This window comes from Streptomyces sp. NPDC048507 (assembly GCF_043199995.1).
Taxonomy (GTDB): Bacteria; Actinomycetota; Actinomycetes; order Streptomycetales; family Streptomycetaceae; genus Streptomyces.
The window spans coordinates 97,791-111,968 of record NZ_JBICWZ010000003.1 but is presented as its reverse complement, the minus strand read 5'-3'; the positions used below and the strand labels follow the sequence as shown (position 1 = coordinate 111,968).

Annotated in this window: 15 protein-coding genes; 5 read left to right on the top strand and 10 right to left on the bottom strand. The window is 72.9% G+C overall.

Features of this window, described 5'->3' with window-relative positions; all coding sequences use genetic code 11:
• Window position 1 precedes the first annotated feature (1 nt).
• The 5 genes from fabF to ACGFXC_RS09540 form a co-directional block, all read right to left on the bottom strand.
• Window positions 2-1,267 carry a beta-ketoacyl-ACP synthase II gene (gene fabF, locus ACGFXC_RS09560; protein WP_393711178.1) on the bottom strand — a complete coding sequence of 422 codons (1,266 nt, stop codon included), beginning with the start codon at window positions 1,265-1,267 and terminating at the stop codon, window positions 2-4.
• 79 nt (window positions 1,268-1,346) lie between these two features.
• Window positions 1,347-1,595, bottom strand: a complete 249-nt coding sequence (locus ACGFXC_RS09555; protein WP_053677848.1) for an acyl carrier protein — start codon at window positions 1,593-1,595, stop codon at window positions 1,347-1,349.
• A gap of 56 nt (window positions 1,596-1,651) precedes the next feature.
• Window positions 1,652-2,656 carry a ketoacyl-ACP synthase III gene (locus ACGFXC_RS09550; RefSeq protein ID WP_393711176.1) on the bottom strand — a complete coding sequence of 335 codons (1,005 nt, stop codon included), beginning with the start codon at window positions 2,654-2,656 and terminating at the stop codon, window positions 1,652-1,654.
• Window positions 2,657-2,675: 19 nt separating this feature from the next.
• Window positions 2,676-3,593, bottom strand: a complete 918-nt coding sequence (locus tag ACGFXC_RS09545) for an ACP S-malonyltransferase (RefSeq protein ID WP_393711174.1) — start codon at window positions 3,591-3,593, stop codon at window positions 2,676-2,678.
• 88 nt (window positions 3,594-3,681) lie between these two features.
• The gene (locus tag ACGFXC_RS09540; protein WP_393711173.1) at window positions 3,682-4,893 is read right to left on the bottom strand and encodes a PucR family transcriptional regulator; all 1,212 of its coding nucleotides are present in this window, start codon (window positions 4,891-4,893) and stop codon (window positions 3,682-3,684) included.
• An 80-nt stretch (window positions 4,894-4,973) separates the two neighbouring features.
• Between ACGFXC_RS09540 and ACGFXC_RS09535 the strand changes: the two genes are divergently transcribed.
• On the top strand, window positions 4,974-5,633 hold the full coding sequence (locus tag ACGFXC_RS09535) for a pirin family protein (RefSeq protein WP_393711171.1): 660 nt from the start codon (window positions 4,974-4,976) through the stop codon (window positions 5,631-5,633).
• Here the strand turns inward: ACGFXC_RS09535 and ACGFXC_RS09530 are convergent.
• Window positions 5,630-6,448, bottom strand: a complete 819-nt coding sequence (locus ACGFXC_RS09530) for a serine hydrolase domain-containing protein (protein WP_393712181.1) — start codon at window positions 6,446-6,448, stop codon at window positions 5,630-5,632. The genes ACGFXC_RS09535 and ACGFXC_RS09530 overlap by 4 nt on opposite strands.
• 78 nt (window positions 6,449-6,526) lie before the next feature.
• On the opposite strand from ACGFXC_RS09530, the gene ACGFXC_RS09525 reads away from it, so the two are divergent.
• Window positions 6,527-6,925 carry a MerR family transcriptional regulator gene (locus ACGFXC_RS09525; protein ID WP_393711170.1) on the top strand — a complete coding sequence of 133 codons (399 nt, stop codon included), beginning with the start codon at window positions 6,527-6,529 and terminating at the stop codon, window positions 6,923-6,925.
• Window positions 6,922-7,956, top strand: coding sequence for an aldo/keto reductase (locus tag ACGFXC_RS09520; protein ID WP_393711168.1), 1,035 nt, complete (start codon window positions 6,922-6,924; stop codon window positions 7,954-7,956). The genes ACGFXC_RS09525 and ACGFXC_RS09520 overlap by 4 nt, the downstream gene beginning before the upstream one ends.
• 23 nt (window positions 7,957-7,979) lie before the next feature.
• On the opposite strand, the gene ACGFXC_RS09515 is transcribed toward ACGFXC_RS09520, so the two are convergent.
• From ACGFXC_RS09515 to ACGFXC_RS09505, 3 genes are all read right to left on the bottom strand, one after another.
• Window positions 7,980-8,843, bottom strand: a complete 864-nt coding sequence (locus ACGFXC_RS09515; protein ID WP_393712179.1) for a DUF4429 domain-containing protein — start codon at window positions 8,841-8,843, stop codon at window positions 7,980-7,982.
• Between the two features lie 87 nt (window positions 8,844-8,930).
• Entirely contained in the window at window positions 8,931-10,100 is a 1,170-nt protein-coding gene (locus ACGFXC_RS09510) for an alpha/beta hydrolase (protein ID WP_393712177.1), read from the bottom strand.
• A gap of 225 nt (window positions 10,101-10,325) precedes the next feature.
• Entirely contained in the window at window positions 10,326-11,021 is a 696-nt protein-coding gene (locus ACGFXC_RS09505; RefSeq protein WP_393711164.1) for a TetR/AcrR family transcriptional regulator, read from the bottom strand.
• A 116-nt stretch (window positions 11,022-11,137) separates the two neighbouring features.
• On the opposite strand from ACGFXC_RS09505, the gene ACGFXC_RS09500 reads away from it, so the two are divergent.
• Entirely contained in the window at window positions 11,138-12,730 is a 1,593-nt protein-coding gene (locus tag ACGFXC_RS09500) for an MFS transporter (protein ID WP_393711163.1), read from the top strand.
• 199 nt (window positions 12,731-12,929) lie between these two features.
• Window positions 12,930-13,325, top strand: coding sequence for a peptidase inhibitor family I36 protein (locus tag ACGFXC_RS09495; protein WP_393711161.1), 396 nt, complete (start codon window positions 12,930-12,932; stop codon window positions 13,323-13,325).
• On the opposite strand, the gene ACGFXC_RS09490 is transcribed toward ACGFXC_RS09495, so the two are convergent.
• Window positions 13,306-14,157: a potassium channel family protein gene (locus tag ACGFXC_RS09490; protein ID WP_393711159.1), complete on the bottom strand. Its 852-nt coding sequence runs from the start codon at window positions 14,155-14,157 to the stop codon at window positions 13,306-13,308. The genes ACGFXC_RS09495 and ACGFXC_RS09490 overlap by 20 nt on opposite strands.
• Window positions 14,158-14,178: the final 21 nt, after the last annotated feature.

Here is a 14,178-nt window from a genome sequence, read left to right as displayed (position 1 = left end):
GCTACACGCTGCGGAACGCCAGGGTCACGTTGTGACCGCCGAAACCGAAGGAGTTGTTGATCGCCGAGATCGGACCTTCGACCGGCAGCTTGCGCGGCTCGCCGCGCACGATGTCCGCGTCGATGTCGTCGTCCAGCTCCTCGACGTTGATCGTCGGAGGGGCGATCCGGTGGTACAGCGCCAGGACGGTCGCGACGGTCTCGATGCCGCCCGCACCGCCCAGCAGGTGACCGGTCATCGACTTGGTCGCGGAGATCGCGATGTGGTCGAGGTCGTCGCCCAGGACCTTGCGCAGCGCCTTCAGCTCGGCCGTGTCACCCTGCGGGGTGGACGTGGCGTGCGCGTTCAGGTGCACCAGCTCGGACGTGTCCAGGTTCGTGTTGTCGAGCAGGTTCTGCACGGCCGCCGCGACACCGCGGCCCGTCGGCTCCGGCTGCGCGATGTGGTGGCTGTCCGCGGACAGACCCTGGCCCAGCACCTCGCAGTAGACCCGGGCGCCGCGCGCGGCGGCGTGCTCGGCGGACTCCAGCACCACGACGCCCGCGCCCTCGCCGAGGACGAAGCCGTCACGGCCCTTGTCGTACGGACGCGAGGCGCCCGTCGGGTCCTCGTTGTTCTTGGACATCGCCATCATGTTGGCGAACGCCGCGATCGGCAGCGGGTGGATGGCCGCCTCGGTGCCGCCGGCGACGACCACGTCGGCACGGCCCGTACGGATCATCTCGACGGCGTAGCCGATGGCCTCGGCACCCGACGCGCACGCGCTGACCGGGGTGTGCACACCGGCACGGGCGTTGACCTCGAGGCCGACGTTGGCCGAGGGGCCGTTCGGCATGAGCATGGGGACGGTGTGCGGGGAGACCCGGCGCACGCCCTTTTCCTTCAGTACGTCGTACTGGTCGAGCAGGGTGGTGACGCCGCCGATGCCGGAGGCGATCACGGTGCCCAGACGCTCCGGGGTGATGGACGCGTCCTCGCCGGCCGGAGCGGTGTAACCCGCGTCGGCCCAGGCCTCGCGGGCCGCGATGACGGCGAACTGGGCGGAGCGGTCGAGCTTGCGGGCCAGCGGGCGGGGCAGTACCTCGCTCGGGTCCACGGCGGCCTGTGCGGCGATGCGTACCGGCAGTTCGGCGAAGCGCTCGCCCTCCAGGGGCGAAACGCCGGACCGGCCGGCGAGCAGACCTTCCCAGGTCGAAGCGCTGTCGCCACCCAGCGGAGTGGTTGCGCCGATACCGGTGACGACCACGGTGCGATTGGTCGGGCTCACAGGAATTCTTTCTCCACGTCTCAGGGGGTGCTGAATTGTCACGGCGCCACCGCCAGGTGGCGACAAACGCTCGTCAGGCTCAGGCCTGGTTCTTCAGGATGTAGTCCGCGGCGTCGCCGACCGTCTTGAGGTTCTTGACGTCCTCGTCCGGGATCTTCACCTCGAAGCGCTCTTCGGCGGCGACGACGACCTCGACCATGGACAGCGAGTCGACGTCCAGGTCGTCGGTGAAGGACTTGTCCAGCTGGACGTCCTCCTGCGGGATGCCGGCGATCTCGTTGACGATCTCCGCGAGACCTTCGAGGATCTCTTCCTGCGTGGCGGCCATGTGGCGCTCCTTCTGTAGCTAACTGGATGAATCAGGGCCGGAACGGGTCCCGTGCCCTAGGGGAGGGTAACGACCGTCGCGGCGTAGACGAGCCCCGCCCCGAAGCCGATGACGAGCGCCGTGTCGCCGCTCTTCGCCGCTCCGGTCGCCAGGAGCCGCTCCATGGCGAGCGGGATCGAGGCGGCCGACGTGTTGCCGGTGGTTTCCACGTCACGGGCGACCGTGACGTGTTCCGGCAGCTTCAGAGTCTTCACCATCGAGTCGATGATCCGCATGTTCGCCTGGTGCGGAATGAAGACGTCCAGGTCTTCCGCGGTGATCCCGGCCGCGTCGAGCGCCTGCTGGGCCACCTTGGCCATCTCGAAGACGGCCCAGCGGAAGACCGCCTGACCCTCCTGCGTGATGGCCGGGAACTTCTCCCCGCCGTCCTTGCCGAGGTACTCGTCCCACGGCACGGTCTGCTTGATCGTCTCGGACTTGTCGCCCTCGGAACCCCAGATCGTGGGGCCGATGGCCGGCTCGTCCGAAGGACCGACGACCACGGCGCCGGCGCCGTCACCGAACAGGAAGGCCGTCGCGCGGTCCTCCAGGTCGGTCAGGTCCGACAGCCGCTCGACACCGATGACGAGGACGTACTGCGCCGACCCCTCGACCACCAGGCCCTTGGCGAGGGTCAGGCCGTAACCGAAACCGGCACAGCCGGCGGAGATGTCGAACGCGGCGGGCTTGCCCGCGCCGATCCGGTGCGCGATCTCGGTCGCGACGGCCGGGGTCTGCTTGAAGTGCGAGACCGTCGAGACGATCACCGCACCGATCTGCTCCGGGGCGACCCCGGCGTCCGCCAGCGCCTTCCCGGAGGCCTCCACGGACATCGCGGCGACCGTCTCCTGGGGCGAGGCCCAGTGCCGGGTCGCGATGCCGGAACGGGAGCGGATCCACTCGTCGGACGAGTCGATCGTCTCCAGGATGACCTCGTTGGGCACCACCCGGGTCGGGCGGTAGCCCCCGACGCCGAGGATGCGGGCGTACGGGGAGCCCTTGGCCGGTTTGATCTTCGACATGCTGTGTGGGCTCCTTCTCTCAGGCCTGCTGCTCGGCGAGGAGCGCCGCGGCCTTGTCGAGATCGTCCGGGGTCTTCAGGGCCACGTTCGGAACGCCCTTCAGCGCCCGCTTGGCCAGACCCGTCAGGGTGCCCCCGGGGGAGAGCTCGACGATCCCGGTGACGCCCAGATCGGCGAACGTCTCCATGCACAGGTCCCAGCGGACCGGGTTGGCGACCTGGCCGACCAGGCGGGCGACGACGTCGGCGCCCTTCTCGACGACGAGGCCGTCCCTGTTCGAAACGTACTTCAGCGCCGGGTCCGCCGGGGCCAGGGCCTCCGTGGCCTTCTGGAGCGCCGCGACCGCGGGCGTCATGTGGTGCGTGTGGAAGGCGCCCGCGACCTTGAGGGCGACGACCTTCATGGACCCCTCGGGCTTCTCGGCCACCAGGGCGGCGATCTGCTCCGCGGTGCCCGCGGCCACGATCTGGCCCGCGCCGTTGATGTTGGCCGGGGTCAGCCCCAGCTTCTCCAGGTGCGCGAGGACCACGTCCTGGTCGCCGCCGAGGACCGCGGCCATGCCGGTCTCGGAGACGGCGGCGGCGTCGGCCATGGCCAGACCCCGCGTGCGGACGAAGGACAGCGCGTCCAGCTCGGAGAACACGCCGGCGTACGCGGCGGCGGTGATCTCACCGACGCTGTGACCCGCCACCGCGCCGAACGCGGCCGGGGCGCCGAGCGCGGTCGCCGACAGCAGACCGGCGGCGACCAGCAGCGGCTGGGCCACGGCGGTGTCGCGGATCTCGTCCGCGTCGGCGTTCGTGCCGTAGTGGGCAAGGTCGAGCCCGATGGCGTCCGACCACCCGGCGACGCGTTCGGCGGCGCCGGGGAGTTCGAGCCAGGGAGTCAGGAAGCCGGGCGTCTGAGCGCCTTGGCCGGGAGCGACGAGTACGAGCACCCTCACACTCTCTCTTGTGGACGGTCCCCGCCGCCCGTGGGGACAGGGACGAAGAACCGTCGGGCTAATTGTTGATGTCCGACAAATTCTAGGACTGCGGATCCCCGTCGGCCAGACGCCCCAGGATCAGGGCGATCCGCAGCGTGAACGCCGAACGCACGTCGGAGGGTGACCAGCCGGTGACGTCGGTCACACGTCGGAGCCGGTAGCGCACCGTGTTCGGGTGCACGAACAGCATCCGTGCGGCCCCTTCCAGGCTGCTCGCCTGCTCCAGATAGACGCTCAGCGTCTCCAGCAGAGCGGAACCGGCCTCTTCGAGCGGTCTGTAGATCTCCTCCACCAGCTGCTCCCTGGCCGAGGGATCCGAGGCGATGGCGCGCTCCGGCAGGAGATCGTCCGCCAGCACCGGCCGGGGCGCGTCCTGCCAGGCGGTGCAGGCCTTCAGCCCGGCCGCCGCGGCCTGCGCCGACTTCGTCGCGTTCAGCAGGTCGGGCACCACGGGCCCGGCCACCACCGGACCGGCCGCGAACGGGCCGATCAGCGACTTGGCCACCTGCATCGGGTTGTCGCTGCCACCCGCGATGACCACCAGCCGGTCGCCCAGCACACCCGTCAGCACCTGGAGCTTGTGGTGGCGCGCCGCGCGCCGGATCGCCTCGACCGTCAGCTCGCTGTCCCCCTCGGGGGCGGTGCCCAGCACCACGCACACGTGCTCCGGCGAGTTCCAGCCGAGCGCCGCGGCCCGCGACAGCGCGCCCTCGTCGGCCTCGCCCGAGAGCACGGCGTTGACCACCAGCGACTCCAGCCGGGCGTCCCAGGCGCCGCGCGCCTCGGCGGCCTGCGCGTACACCTGGGCCGTCGCGAAGGCGATCTCCCGGGCGTACACCAGCAGGGCCTCGCGCAGGATGGACTCGTCGCCCGGGGCCGCCACCTCGTCGATCGCGGTCTCCATGACCTCGATCGTCGTACGGACCATCTCGACGGTCTGGCGCAGGGTGATCGCCCGGGTCAGCTCGCGCGGGGCCGTCCCGAAGACGTCCGTCGAGATGGCCTGCGGGGTCTCCGGGTGCCGGAACCACTCCGTGAACGCGGCGATGCCGGCCTGTGCGACCAGGCCGATCCACGACCGGTTCTCCGGCGGCATCGCCCGGTACCACGGCAGGGTCTCGTCCATCCGCGCGATGGCGTTGGCGGCGAGCCGGCCGGAAGACTTCTCCAGCCGCCGCAGCGTCGCGCCGTGCGGGTGGGACGGATGCGCGGGACGGGTCTCGGGGGACTGCTCACGTTCGGGTTGGGGCACGGGACAAGACTGCCTTATCGGCGCCCCGGCGCGGACGCGGGTCCACGGGCGCCCTTCCGCCGGGAGCTACGGTGACCCCCATGATTGATGTACGCCGCGCCGCCGACCGGTACCGGGGAGGGGACGAGGACGCCGGGATCAGCACCCGCCACGCCTTCTCCTTCGGGTCCTCCTACGACCCGGACAACATCCGCTTCGGCCCGGTACTGGCCTGCAACGAGGAGCACCTCACCGCCGGATCCGGCTTCGACGAGCACCCGCACAGCCACACCGAGATCGTCACCTGGGTGCTGGAGGGCGAACTGACCCACTGGGACGCCACCACCGGCGAGAGCGGCCTGGTGCGGCCCGGGGACGTCCAGCGGCTCGGCGCCGGCGCCGGGGCGCGGCACGTGGAGCGCAACGACGGCGCGGCCCCGCTGCGGTTCGTGCAGACCTGGCTCGCGCCGCTGACCGCGGGCGGGGAACCCTCGTACGAGGTCGTACGGGGCCTCGCGGACGGTACCCCCTACGAGGTTCCGCGGGCCGGCGCCGTGCTGCACGTGCGGCGGCCGGGCGCGGGCGAGCGGGTCCCCGTACCGGCGGCCGAGCGGGTCTACCTGCACGTGGTGCGCGGCGACCTGCGGCTCGACGGGGCCGAACTGGGCCCCGGGGACTCGGCGCGGATCACCGGCGAGAAGGGCCTGGAGATCACCGCCGGGTCCCCGGGCGAGCTGCTGATCTGGGAGCTGCCGCTCTAGGCCGTGCGCAGCTCGGCGAGGACCGCGTCGGTGAAGGGGGTCCAGGCCTCCACCGCCCAGGGGCCGAAGGCGCGGTCGGTCAGCGCCACGCAGGCGGCGCGGGCGTCCGGGTCCACCCACAGGAAGGTGCCGGACTGGCCGAAGTGGCCGAAGGTGCGCGGGGAGGAGGTGGTGCCCGTCCAGTGCGGGGACTTGCCGTCGCGGATCTCCAGCCCGAGGCCCCAGTCGTTGGGGGACTGGTGCCCGTAGCCGGGCAGCACGCCCTTGAGGCCCGGGTGCACCACGGAGGTGGCCGCGGCGACGGTGCGGACGTCCAGCAGCCGGGGCGCCTGCAGTTCGGCGGCGAAGCGCGCGAGGTCGCGGACGCTGGAGACGCCGTCCTTGGCGGGGGAGCCCTCCAGGCTGCTCGCGGTCATGCCCAGGGGCTCGAAGACGGCCTGGTGGAGGTAGTCGGCGAAGGGGATCCCGGTGGCCTTGGCGATGTGGTCGCCCAGCACCTCGAAACCGGCGTTCGAGTACAGCCGGCGCTGTCCGGGCGGACCCATCACGCGGTGCTCGTCGAAGGCCAGGCCGCTGGTGTGCGCGAGGAGGTGACGGACCGTCGAACCCTCGGGGCCGGCCGGTTCGTCCAGCTCGACCGCCCCCTCCTCGTACGCGACGAGGACGGCGTACGCGGTGAGCGGCTTGGTGACCGAGGCCAGCGGGAAGCGGTGGTCCAGCGGTCCGTGGGAGCCGGCCAGGCTCCCGTCGGCGCGCACGACGGCCGCGGCGGCGGTCGGTACCGGCCAGCTCTCGACGGTGCGCAGGCTTTCCAGCGTGTTTGCGGACTCCAGGCTCTCCATGCCGTCGAGCCTACTTGCTTGGAGTGCACTCCAGGGTTTTAGCGTGGAGCCATGAGCCAGAGCCTGACGCAGACGCGGTACACGATCAGCGAGGTCGAGGCCCGGACCGGTCTGACCCAGCACACGCTGCGCTGGTACGAACGGATCGGCCTCATGCCGCACGTGGACCGCTCCCATTCGGGTCAGCGGCGGTTCACCGACAAGGACCTCGGCTGGCTGGCGTTCGTGGGCAAGCTGCGCGCCACCGGGATGTCGGTGGCGGACATGGTCCGCTACGCGGAACTCGTCCGCGAGGGCGACCACACGGTCGACGAGCGCCGGGAACTGCTGGAGCACACCCGCCGCGAGGTGCGGGCCCGGATCGCGGAGCTGTCCGACGCGCTGGGCGTCCTGGACTACAAGATCGAGACGTACGCGCTGAACACGGTCGCGGGGAAGGCACGGTCATGACGGAGTACAACACCGAGCACACCACCATCGGGCGGGTCGAGCTGGGCGCGGGCGGCCCCCTCGTCGGGATCCAGGGGCTCGGCTGCATGGGCATCAGCGAGTTCTACGGGGACACCGACGAGGCGGCCGCGCGGGCGACCCTGGACGCGGCACTGGCCGCCGGGGTGACCCTCTTCGACACCGCGGACGCCTACGGGCGCGGGGCGAACGAGGAGTTCCTCGCGCCGTTCGTCGCCGCCCACCGCGATGAGATCACCCTCGCCACGAAGTTCGCCATCGAGCGCAGCGACGACCCCGCCCACCGGGGCGTGCGCAACGACCGGGCCTACGTCCGCCGGGCCGTCGAGGGCAGCCTGCGCCGGCTCGGGGTGGAGGTGATCGACCTGTACTACATGCACCGGCGCGACCCGGCCGTGCCCTTCTCCGAGTCCGTCGGCGCCATGGCCGAGCTTGTGCGCGAGGGCAAGGTGCGCCACCTGGGGCTCAGCGAGGTCACCGGGGCGGAACTGCGCGAGGCGTACGCGGTGCACCCGATCGCGGCGCTCCAGTCGGAGTGGTCGCTCTTCAGCCGGGACGTGGAGCGCAGCGCGGTCGGGGCGGCGGCGGAACTGGGCGTGGCCTTCGTGCCGTACTCCCCGCTCGGGCGGGGCTTCCTGACGGGGTCCTTCGCGGACGCCACCGCCGAGCTGCCGGCCGGCGACTACCGGCGCGACCAGCCCCGTTTCACCGGGGTCAACGCCAAGACCAACGCGGCGCTGCTGGACCCGGTGCGGGAGATCGCGCGGGCGCACGGGGCCAGCCCGGCGCAGGTGGCGCTGGCCTGGGTGCAGCAGCGGGCGGTGGTGCACGGGCTGCCGGTGGTCCCGATCCCGGGCACCCGCAGGCCCGGCCGGGTCGCCGAGAACACCGCGGCGACCCGGATCACGCTGAGCGGGCCGGAGCTGGCACTGCTGGAGCCGATCGCGGACCGGGTCGCGGGGGACCGCTACCCGGACATGACCTTCAGCTCGGCGGCGCGCGAGGAGGGCTAGGGCGTCTCGGGTGCGGGTGCGGGCTACGCGTCCGCGGAGAGGCGCTCGCGCAGGGCCTCGTATTCCGAGTCGGTCAGCAGGCCCGCGCCGTAGAGCTCGCTCAGGTGCCGCAGGCGGCCGTCCTCGGCGGAGCGGGCGCGGGGGAGCGAGGCCACCGGGGTGCGGGCGCGCAGGGCCGCGAGGACGGCCGCCGCGAACGGCAGCGACTCGTGGACGGCCCCGTAGCCGATCCCGAACACGGCGGCGGCCAGGTCGTGGTCCGCGCGGGCGTCGCCGGCCCCGGGGACGGGGTCCCTGGGCAGCAGGCGCAGGTGGCCCACGCCCGGGCGCTCGGGGGAGACCCACTCGACGCCGGACAGGGCGGTCAGCGCGAACCGCTGGTCGCCCGCCCGCCACTTGGTGCTGGAGGCGCCGGTGCGCGACCACTGGAAGGTGACGGCCGAACCGTCGAAGCCCACCCGGGCGTCGTACGCCTTCAGGTGCAGCGGTGGCGGCGGGACGTGCACCAGGAAGTGCTCGCAGGGTTCGGCGGCCCCGGAGCCGATCCGCTCGCGCAGCGCCCCGGCGAATTCCTCCGCCTGCGCCGCCCGGTCCGCGGGCAGCGTCAGCCGGTACGGGTCGCAGACCTCCTTCAGCTGCCCGGCGGCAGCCTCCACCAGCGGATCCGCGCCCGCACGCGGCACGGCGCGCAGCACCACCGCGTCGCGCCTGCCCCCGGTCGCCTCCACGCTCACCCCGGACAACGCTTCCAGGGGGATCCGCCGCTCGCCCAGCGCGTGCCAGAGCCGTGGCGTCCGTATCCCCCGTACGAAGCGGATGAGCACCGAGTCCGAGTCGAACTCCCAGACGGCATGATTTCCGGCCAGTACGTCACCCATGCGGCACATCGTAGAGGGACGCACCCCCGCGCGTCCCCCTCGTCGGGCATGCCGTTTTTCCCGTGTGCGACGCCCACGGGCCCGGGGCGACGGCCCTCAGTGGCCGCCGGTGCCGGAAATTCCGCGTCGGCAGTCGTCGGCGCCGCTCGCACACGCGACGGAACCGAAGGCGCCGGTTCCGATCTTGGCGAAGTTGTCCAAGGAGGCCGTCCCTGGCTCGAAATAACCCGTATGGGTCCTGGCCCCGGCCGAGGACAGCACCCGGGCCCCGAACGCCGCGGAGACCGGGTCCGCGCCGTGGCCCAGCCCGCCGACCTCCAGGTGCGGTACGTCGGCGATCCAGTCGCCCTCGTCGCGCATGGCCCAGACCCGCGCGGAGGTGTGCAGCTCGGCGGCGTTCCCGGCGCGCATGCCCGGGCTGCCGGCCACCACCACGTCGGTCACCCGGCCCGGCAGCTTGTGCGCGGCCACCCCGCACACCACCGAGCCGTAGCTGTGGCAGAACAGGGCCACGCTCGCGTCCCCGGGCAGGGCCGCGGCCAGGGATTCCAGCCGCGCGGCGCCCAGGACGGCGAGCCGGCCGGTCGCGGCGTCCACGCCGAGCCCGGTGGGCGCGGTGTAGCCCGCCCAGGCGATGACGGCGCTGCGGGCGTCGGGCGCGGCCGCGCGCTCGGCCTCGTACAGGGACTGCGCCATGCCGACGGGGGCGGTGAGGCGGCGCTGGCTGCGCTCGAAGGTGACGGCGTCGGTGTCGACGCCGGGCACGATCACCGAGACCCGGCGGGCGGCGGCGAGGTTGCCGAACACCTCGGCGGCGAGGCCCGAGCCGGTGGGGTCGAAGACGAGGATCTGCCGGCCGGGCTCGGCCAGCGACTCGAAGCGGTGGGCGCGGCGTATCGCGCCCGAGCGGTCGGAGGGGGTCAGCGCGACGTCCTTGCCGCGGGCCTCCTCCACCCGGGCGGCCTGGGTCAGGGCGGCCCGGTTGGCCCGGTAGCGGGTCTCGGCCGGGGCCCCGTCGAGGTTGCCGACCACGAGCGGGTAACCGTCGGCGAGCCGGGCCCGCTGGGCGCCGTCGAGCCCGGCGAAGAAGCGGGAGACCGTCCGGACGGGGGCGTCGGCGGCCGGTACGGGCCGTCCGTCGATCCGGGCCACGGCCCACGCCGCGAGCGCGAGGGCGCGGGGGGCGGCCGGCGTCTCGGGGCGGTGCACGGCGGTCCAGCCGGTCGTCGCCAGCATCAGGAAGACCACGGCGAGCGCGAGCATCATGCGCAGGGCGGCCGGACGTACGGACACGTCGTCGTCGGCGGAGTGGGCGGGGTGGCCGGGCAGGTTCACTGGAGCCAGCGTAGGAGACCGCTCGAGCCCGTGGCGCTCCGGGTGACCGGTCTCACGGCCGGGCGGGCCGGCACCGCCCCCTCGGTCACGGTCAGTTGCGGCCCGACCCCCGTCGGAGTGGTTTCCGCCCCGCCCCGGCCGCGTCGGACGTGTCGTTCAGCTCGCGGCGGCGGCCGCGCCCGCGCCCGCGGGCCGGGGCCCGCGCCAGTCGGCCGCGAGGGCCGGGCCGATCTGGTCGAGGTAGGTCTGCGTCATCCGGCGGATCGCGGCGACGCTCGCGTCCTCGCCCTGCCCCCACAGCCGCCCGGTGACGCGCATCACCCCGCAGAACGCGGCCACGGCGACCCGGGGGCGCGGGTCCGCGTCGAGGTCCAGGCCCTCGCGGGCGGCGATCAGCCGGGCGATCCGCTCCTCCAGCTCCGTGGAGCGCCGCAGGTGCACGGCGAGCAGGGCCGGGGTGGACTCGATCAGCTGGTATCCCCGCATGTACAGGTCCACGGGGACCACCTCGGAGATGGCCTCCTCGACGGTGTCCCAGGCGGCGAGCACCGCGGCGCGCATGGCGGCGAAGGGCCCCTCGGCGGCGGGCCGGGCCCGCAGGGCGGCGACGAAGTGCGACTCGACGAGGTCCTGGACGGCGAAGGCGACTTCCTCCTTGTTCGCGAAGTAGCGGAAGAAGGTGCGCTGGGAGACGTCCACGGCATCGGTGATCTCGTCGACGGTGGTCCGTTCGTACCCCTGCGAGATGAACAGGAGCAGGGCGGAGCGCAGCAGGGCGTCCCGGGTGCGCCGCTTCTTGCGCTCGCGCAGTCCGGCTGCCGGGGCGGCCGGTGCCGGCCGCAGGTCGGTCATCACCGTGGGTCCTTTCTGACGCTGAGTGAGCGGTCAGGGTACCTGTGACGGACCTGACAGCGACTGTCTCGTTGGGCCGTCTGTGAAGTGTCAGTCACTGTCACTAACCTGGCGGCATGACGAGTCAGATCGCCTTCACCAAGGAATCGGACCTCGCGCACGGCCGCACAGGACGGCGCGGCCATCCATGGCTCACGCTCTTCGCCGTGGCGATCGGGGTCATGATGGTCACCCTCGACGGCACCATCGTCGCCGTCGCCAACCCCGCGATCCAGAAGGACCTCGGAGCCAGCCTCGCCGAGGTGCAGTGGATCACCAACGGCTACCTGCTGGCCCTCGCGGTCTCCCTGATCACGGCCGGGAAGCTCGGCGACCGCTTCGGGCACCGCCAGACCTTCCTCATCGGCATCGCCGGCTTCGCGCTCTCCTCCGCCGCGATCGGCCTGTCCTCCGGCGTCGGCCTGGTCATCGGCTTCCGCGTCGCCCAGGGCGTCTTCGGCGCCCTGCTGATGCCCGCGGCCCTCGGCCTGCTGCGCGCCACCTTCCCCGCCGAGAAGCTCAACATGGCGATCGGCATCTGGGGCATGGTCATCGGCGCCTCGACCGCCGCCGGGCCGATCGTCGGCGGTCTGCTCGTCGAGCACGCCAACTGGCAGTCCGTCTTCTTCATCAACGTGCCCGTCGGCGTCGTCGCCCTGCTCTTCGGGCTGTTCGTCCTGCTCGACCACCGCGCCGAGAACGCTCCGCGCTCCTTCGACCTCATCGGCGTCGTGCTGTTGTCGGGCGGGATGTTCTCGCTGATCTGGGCCCTGATCAAGGCCGCCGAATGGGGCTGGGCGGACACCAGGACCCTGCTCTTCCTGGGCGCCTCGGCCGTCTGCTTCGTGGTGTTCGCCGTCTGGGAGACCAAGGTCTCCGAGCCGCTGATCCCGCTGTGGATGTTCCGCTCGGTCCCGCTGTCCGCGGGCACCGTCCTGATGGTCCTGATGGCCTTCGCCTTCATGGGCGGGCTCTTCTTCGTCACCTTCTACCTGCAGAACGTGCACGGGATGCGCCCGGTCGACAGCGGCCTGCACCTGCTCCCGCTCACCGGCATGATGATCGTCGCGTCGCCGCTGGCCGGCGCCGCCATCACCAAGGCGGGCCCGCGTCTGCCGCTCGTCGCCGGCATGGCCGCCACCGCCGTCGCCTGCTTCGGGATGGCCCGGCTCACCCCGGACACCGGCACCCTCACCATGTCGCTCTGGTTCGCCCTCCTCGGCCTCGGGCTGGCGCCCGTCATGGTCGGCGCCACCGAGGTGATCGTCGGGAACGCCCCGCTGGAGCTCTCGGGCGTGGCCGGCGGCCTCCAGCAGGCGGCCATGCAGGTCGGCGGGAGCCTGGGCACCGCCGTCCTCGGCGCGGTCATGGCGGCCAAGGTCGGTAACACGTTCGGGGACAACTGGGAGCGGGCGCAGCTGCCGCCGCTCACCCCGGAGCAGCTCGACCTGGCGCAGAAGGGGGTCCAGGTCGGCATCGCCCCGGTGCCGCCCGGCGCGCCCGAGCCGGTGGCCCGGGCCGTCGCCGCCGTGGCCCACGACACCTTCGTCTCCGGGATGAGCACGGCGTTCACCGTCGCGGGCGCGGTCGCCGTGCTCGCCGCGGTCGTGGCCTGCTTCACCAAGCGCGGGGAGAACGCCGCCGCCGGTGCGGGCGCGGCCCACATCTGAGGCGCCCGCCCGGCCGTTACCGCCGGGTCAACCGCATGCCCCGCGCAGCCCCGCCGGACGGTTCCGGCGGGGCTGTCGCCTATCAGGGTGGACCCGCCCCCAGCCCCTTCCGCTCGGCCGTCGCCGCAGGTCAGCGTGGTGCCACGGAGCCTTCGGAAACCGTCCGGGGCCCGTCTCGTCAACGAGGAGCCGAACCGTCATGCGTACGTGGACCACCGCTCGTGCCACCACCCTCGCCGCCGCCCTGCTGGCGGCCACCGCCCTGATCCCGGCCACCGCAACGGGGGCCCACGCCTCCGGAGCCCGTGCCGCAGCCGCGCCGGCCTGCGCCACGGGCGAGCTGTGCCTGTGGACGAAACCGGACTTCAAGGGGACCAAGCAGATCTTCGACCTCAGCACGCTCACCATCAACAGCTGCACCGCGCTCCCCGCCGGCACCTACCAGTCGCTCATCAACCGGACCGGGCGCCCCGTGACCACCTACCAGTCGGACGTGTGCGCGGAGACCGGGGAGTTCCAGACCTACCCCGGTGACGGCGTCCTGCTGCCCCAGTCCCCCTACCAGGTCAGGGCGTTCAAGGTGTGGGAGACGTAAGGCCGGACCGGTCGGCGGGGGCGGCGGCCGGGGCGGGCACTGCCTCCGGCTCCCGTTCCGGGCCGCTGTCGGCGCCCCCGCCGCCGAGGCCCCCGCCGCCGCCGAGGTCCCCGCCGCCGAGCCGGGCCACCTCGATCCGCAGCGCCCGTACCTCCTGCTGGAGCTCCCGGACGGCCGCCAGCTGGAGCCGCTCCACCTGGTCGTCCCGCTCGAAGCGCGCGATGAACCAGGCGGCGATGTTGGCCGTCACCACACCCAGCAGGGCGATCCCCGACAGCATCAGCCCGACCGCCACGAGACGCCCGAGTCCCGTGGTGGGGGAGTGGTCCCCGTACCCGACCGTCGTCATGGTGGTGAAGGACCACCACACCGCGTCGCCCAGGTTCTTGATGTTGCCGCGGGGGGCGTCGCGCTCCACGCTCAGCACCGCCAGCGAACCGAACATCAGCAGCCCCACCACGGCCCCGGCCACGTACGTGGTCAGCCGCACCTGCGGAGCCATCCGGGCCCGCCGGCCCACCAGCATCAGCGTGGCCACCAGCCGCAGCAGCCGCAGCGGCTGGACCAGCGGCAGCACCACCGCCGCCAGGTCCAGCCAGTGCGTCCGCACGAACACCCGGCGGTCCGCCGCAAGCGCGAGGCGGACCAGGTAGTCGACGGCGAACGCCGCCCACACCACCCACTCGGCGTGGGTGCACGCGCGGTGCACGCTCCCGTCCGCGTCGGGCGCGACGATGGGCACCGCGTAGGCGACGGCGAAGGCCACGGCGAGCACCAGCAGCGGGACCTGCGTACGGCGCTCCCACCGCGCCTGACGGGAGGGTTGCTTCATGCCCCGCATCGTAAAGAACGA

Coding starts and splice junctions, on each gene's coding strand:
- ACGFXC_RS09555 (WP_053677848.1), bottom strand. CDS start 1,595: ATGGCCGCCACGCAGGAAGAGATCCTCGAAGGTCTCGCGGAGATCGTC.
- ACGFXC_RS09550 (WP_393711176.1), bottom strand. CDS start 2,656: ATGTCGAAGATCAAACCGGCCAAGGGCTCCCCGTACGCCCGCATCCTC.
- ACGFXC_RS09535 (WP_393711171.1), top strand. CDS start 4,974: ATGATTGATGTACGCCGCGCCGCCGACCGGTACCGGGGAGGGGACGAG.
- ACGFXC_RS09525 (WP_393711170.1), top strand. CDS start 6,527: ATGAGCCAGAGCCTGACGCAGACGCGGTACACGATCAGCGAGGTCGAG.
- ACGFXC_RS09520 (WP_393711168.1), top strand. CDS start 6,922: ATGACGGAGTACAACACCGAGCACACCACCATCGGGCGGGTCGAGCTG.
- ACGFXC_RS09515 (WP_393712179.1), bottom strand. CDS start 8,843: ATGTGCCGCATGGGTGACGTACTGGCCGGAAATCATGCCGTCTGGGAG.
- ACGFXC_RS09510 (WP_393712177.1), bottom strand. CDS start 10,100: ATGATGCTCGCGCTCGCCGTGGTCTTCCTGATGCTGGCGACGACCGGC.
- ACGFXC_RS09505 (WP_393711164.1), bottom strand. CDS start 11,021: ATGACCGACCTGCGGCCGGCACCGGCCGCCCCGGCAGCCGGACTGCGC.
- ACGFXC_RS09500 (WP_393711163.1), top strand. CDS start 11,138: ATGACGAGTCAGATCGCCTTCACCAAGGAATCGGACCTCGCGCACGGC.
- ACGFXC_RS09495 (WP_393711161.1), top strand. CDS start 12,930: ATGCGTACGTGGACCACCGCTCGTGCCACCACCCTCGCCGCCGCCCTG.
- ACGFXC_RS09490 (WP_393711159.1), bottom strand. CDS start 14,157: ATGAAGCAACCCTCCCGTCAGGCGCGGTGGGAGCGCCGTACGCAGGTC.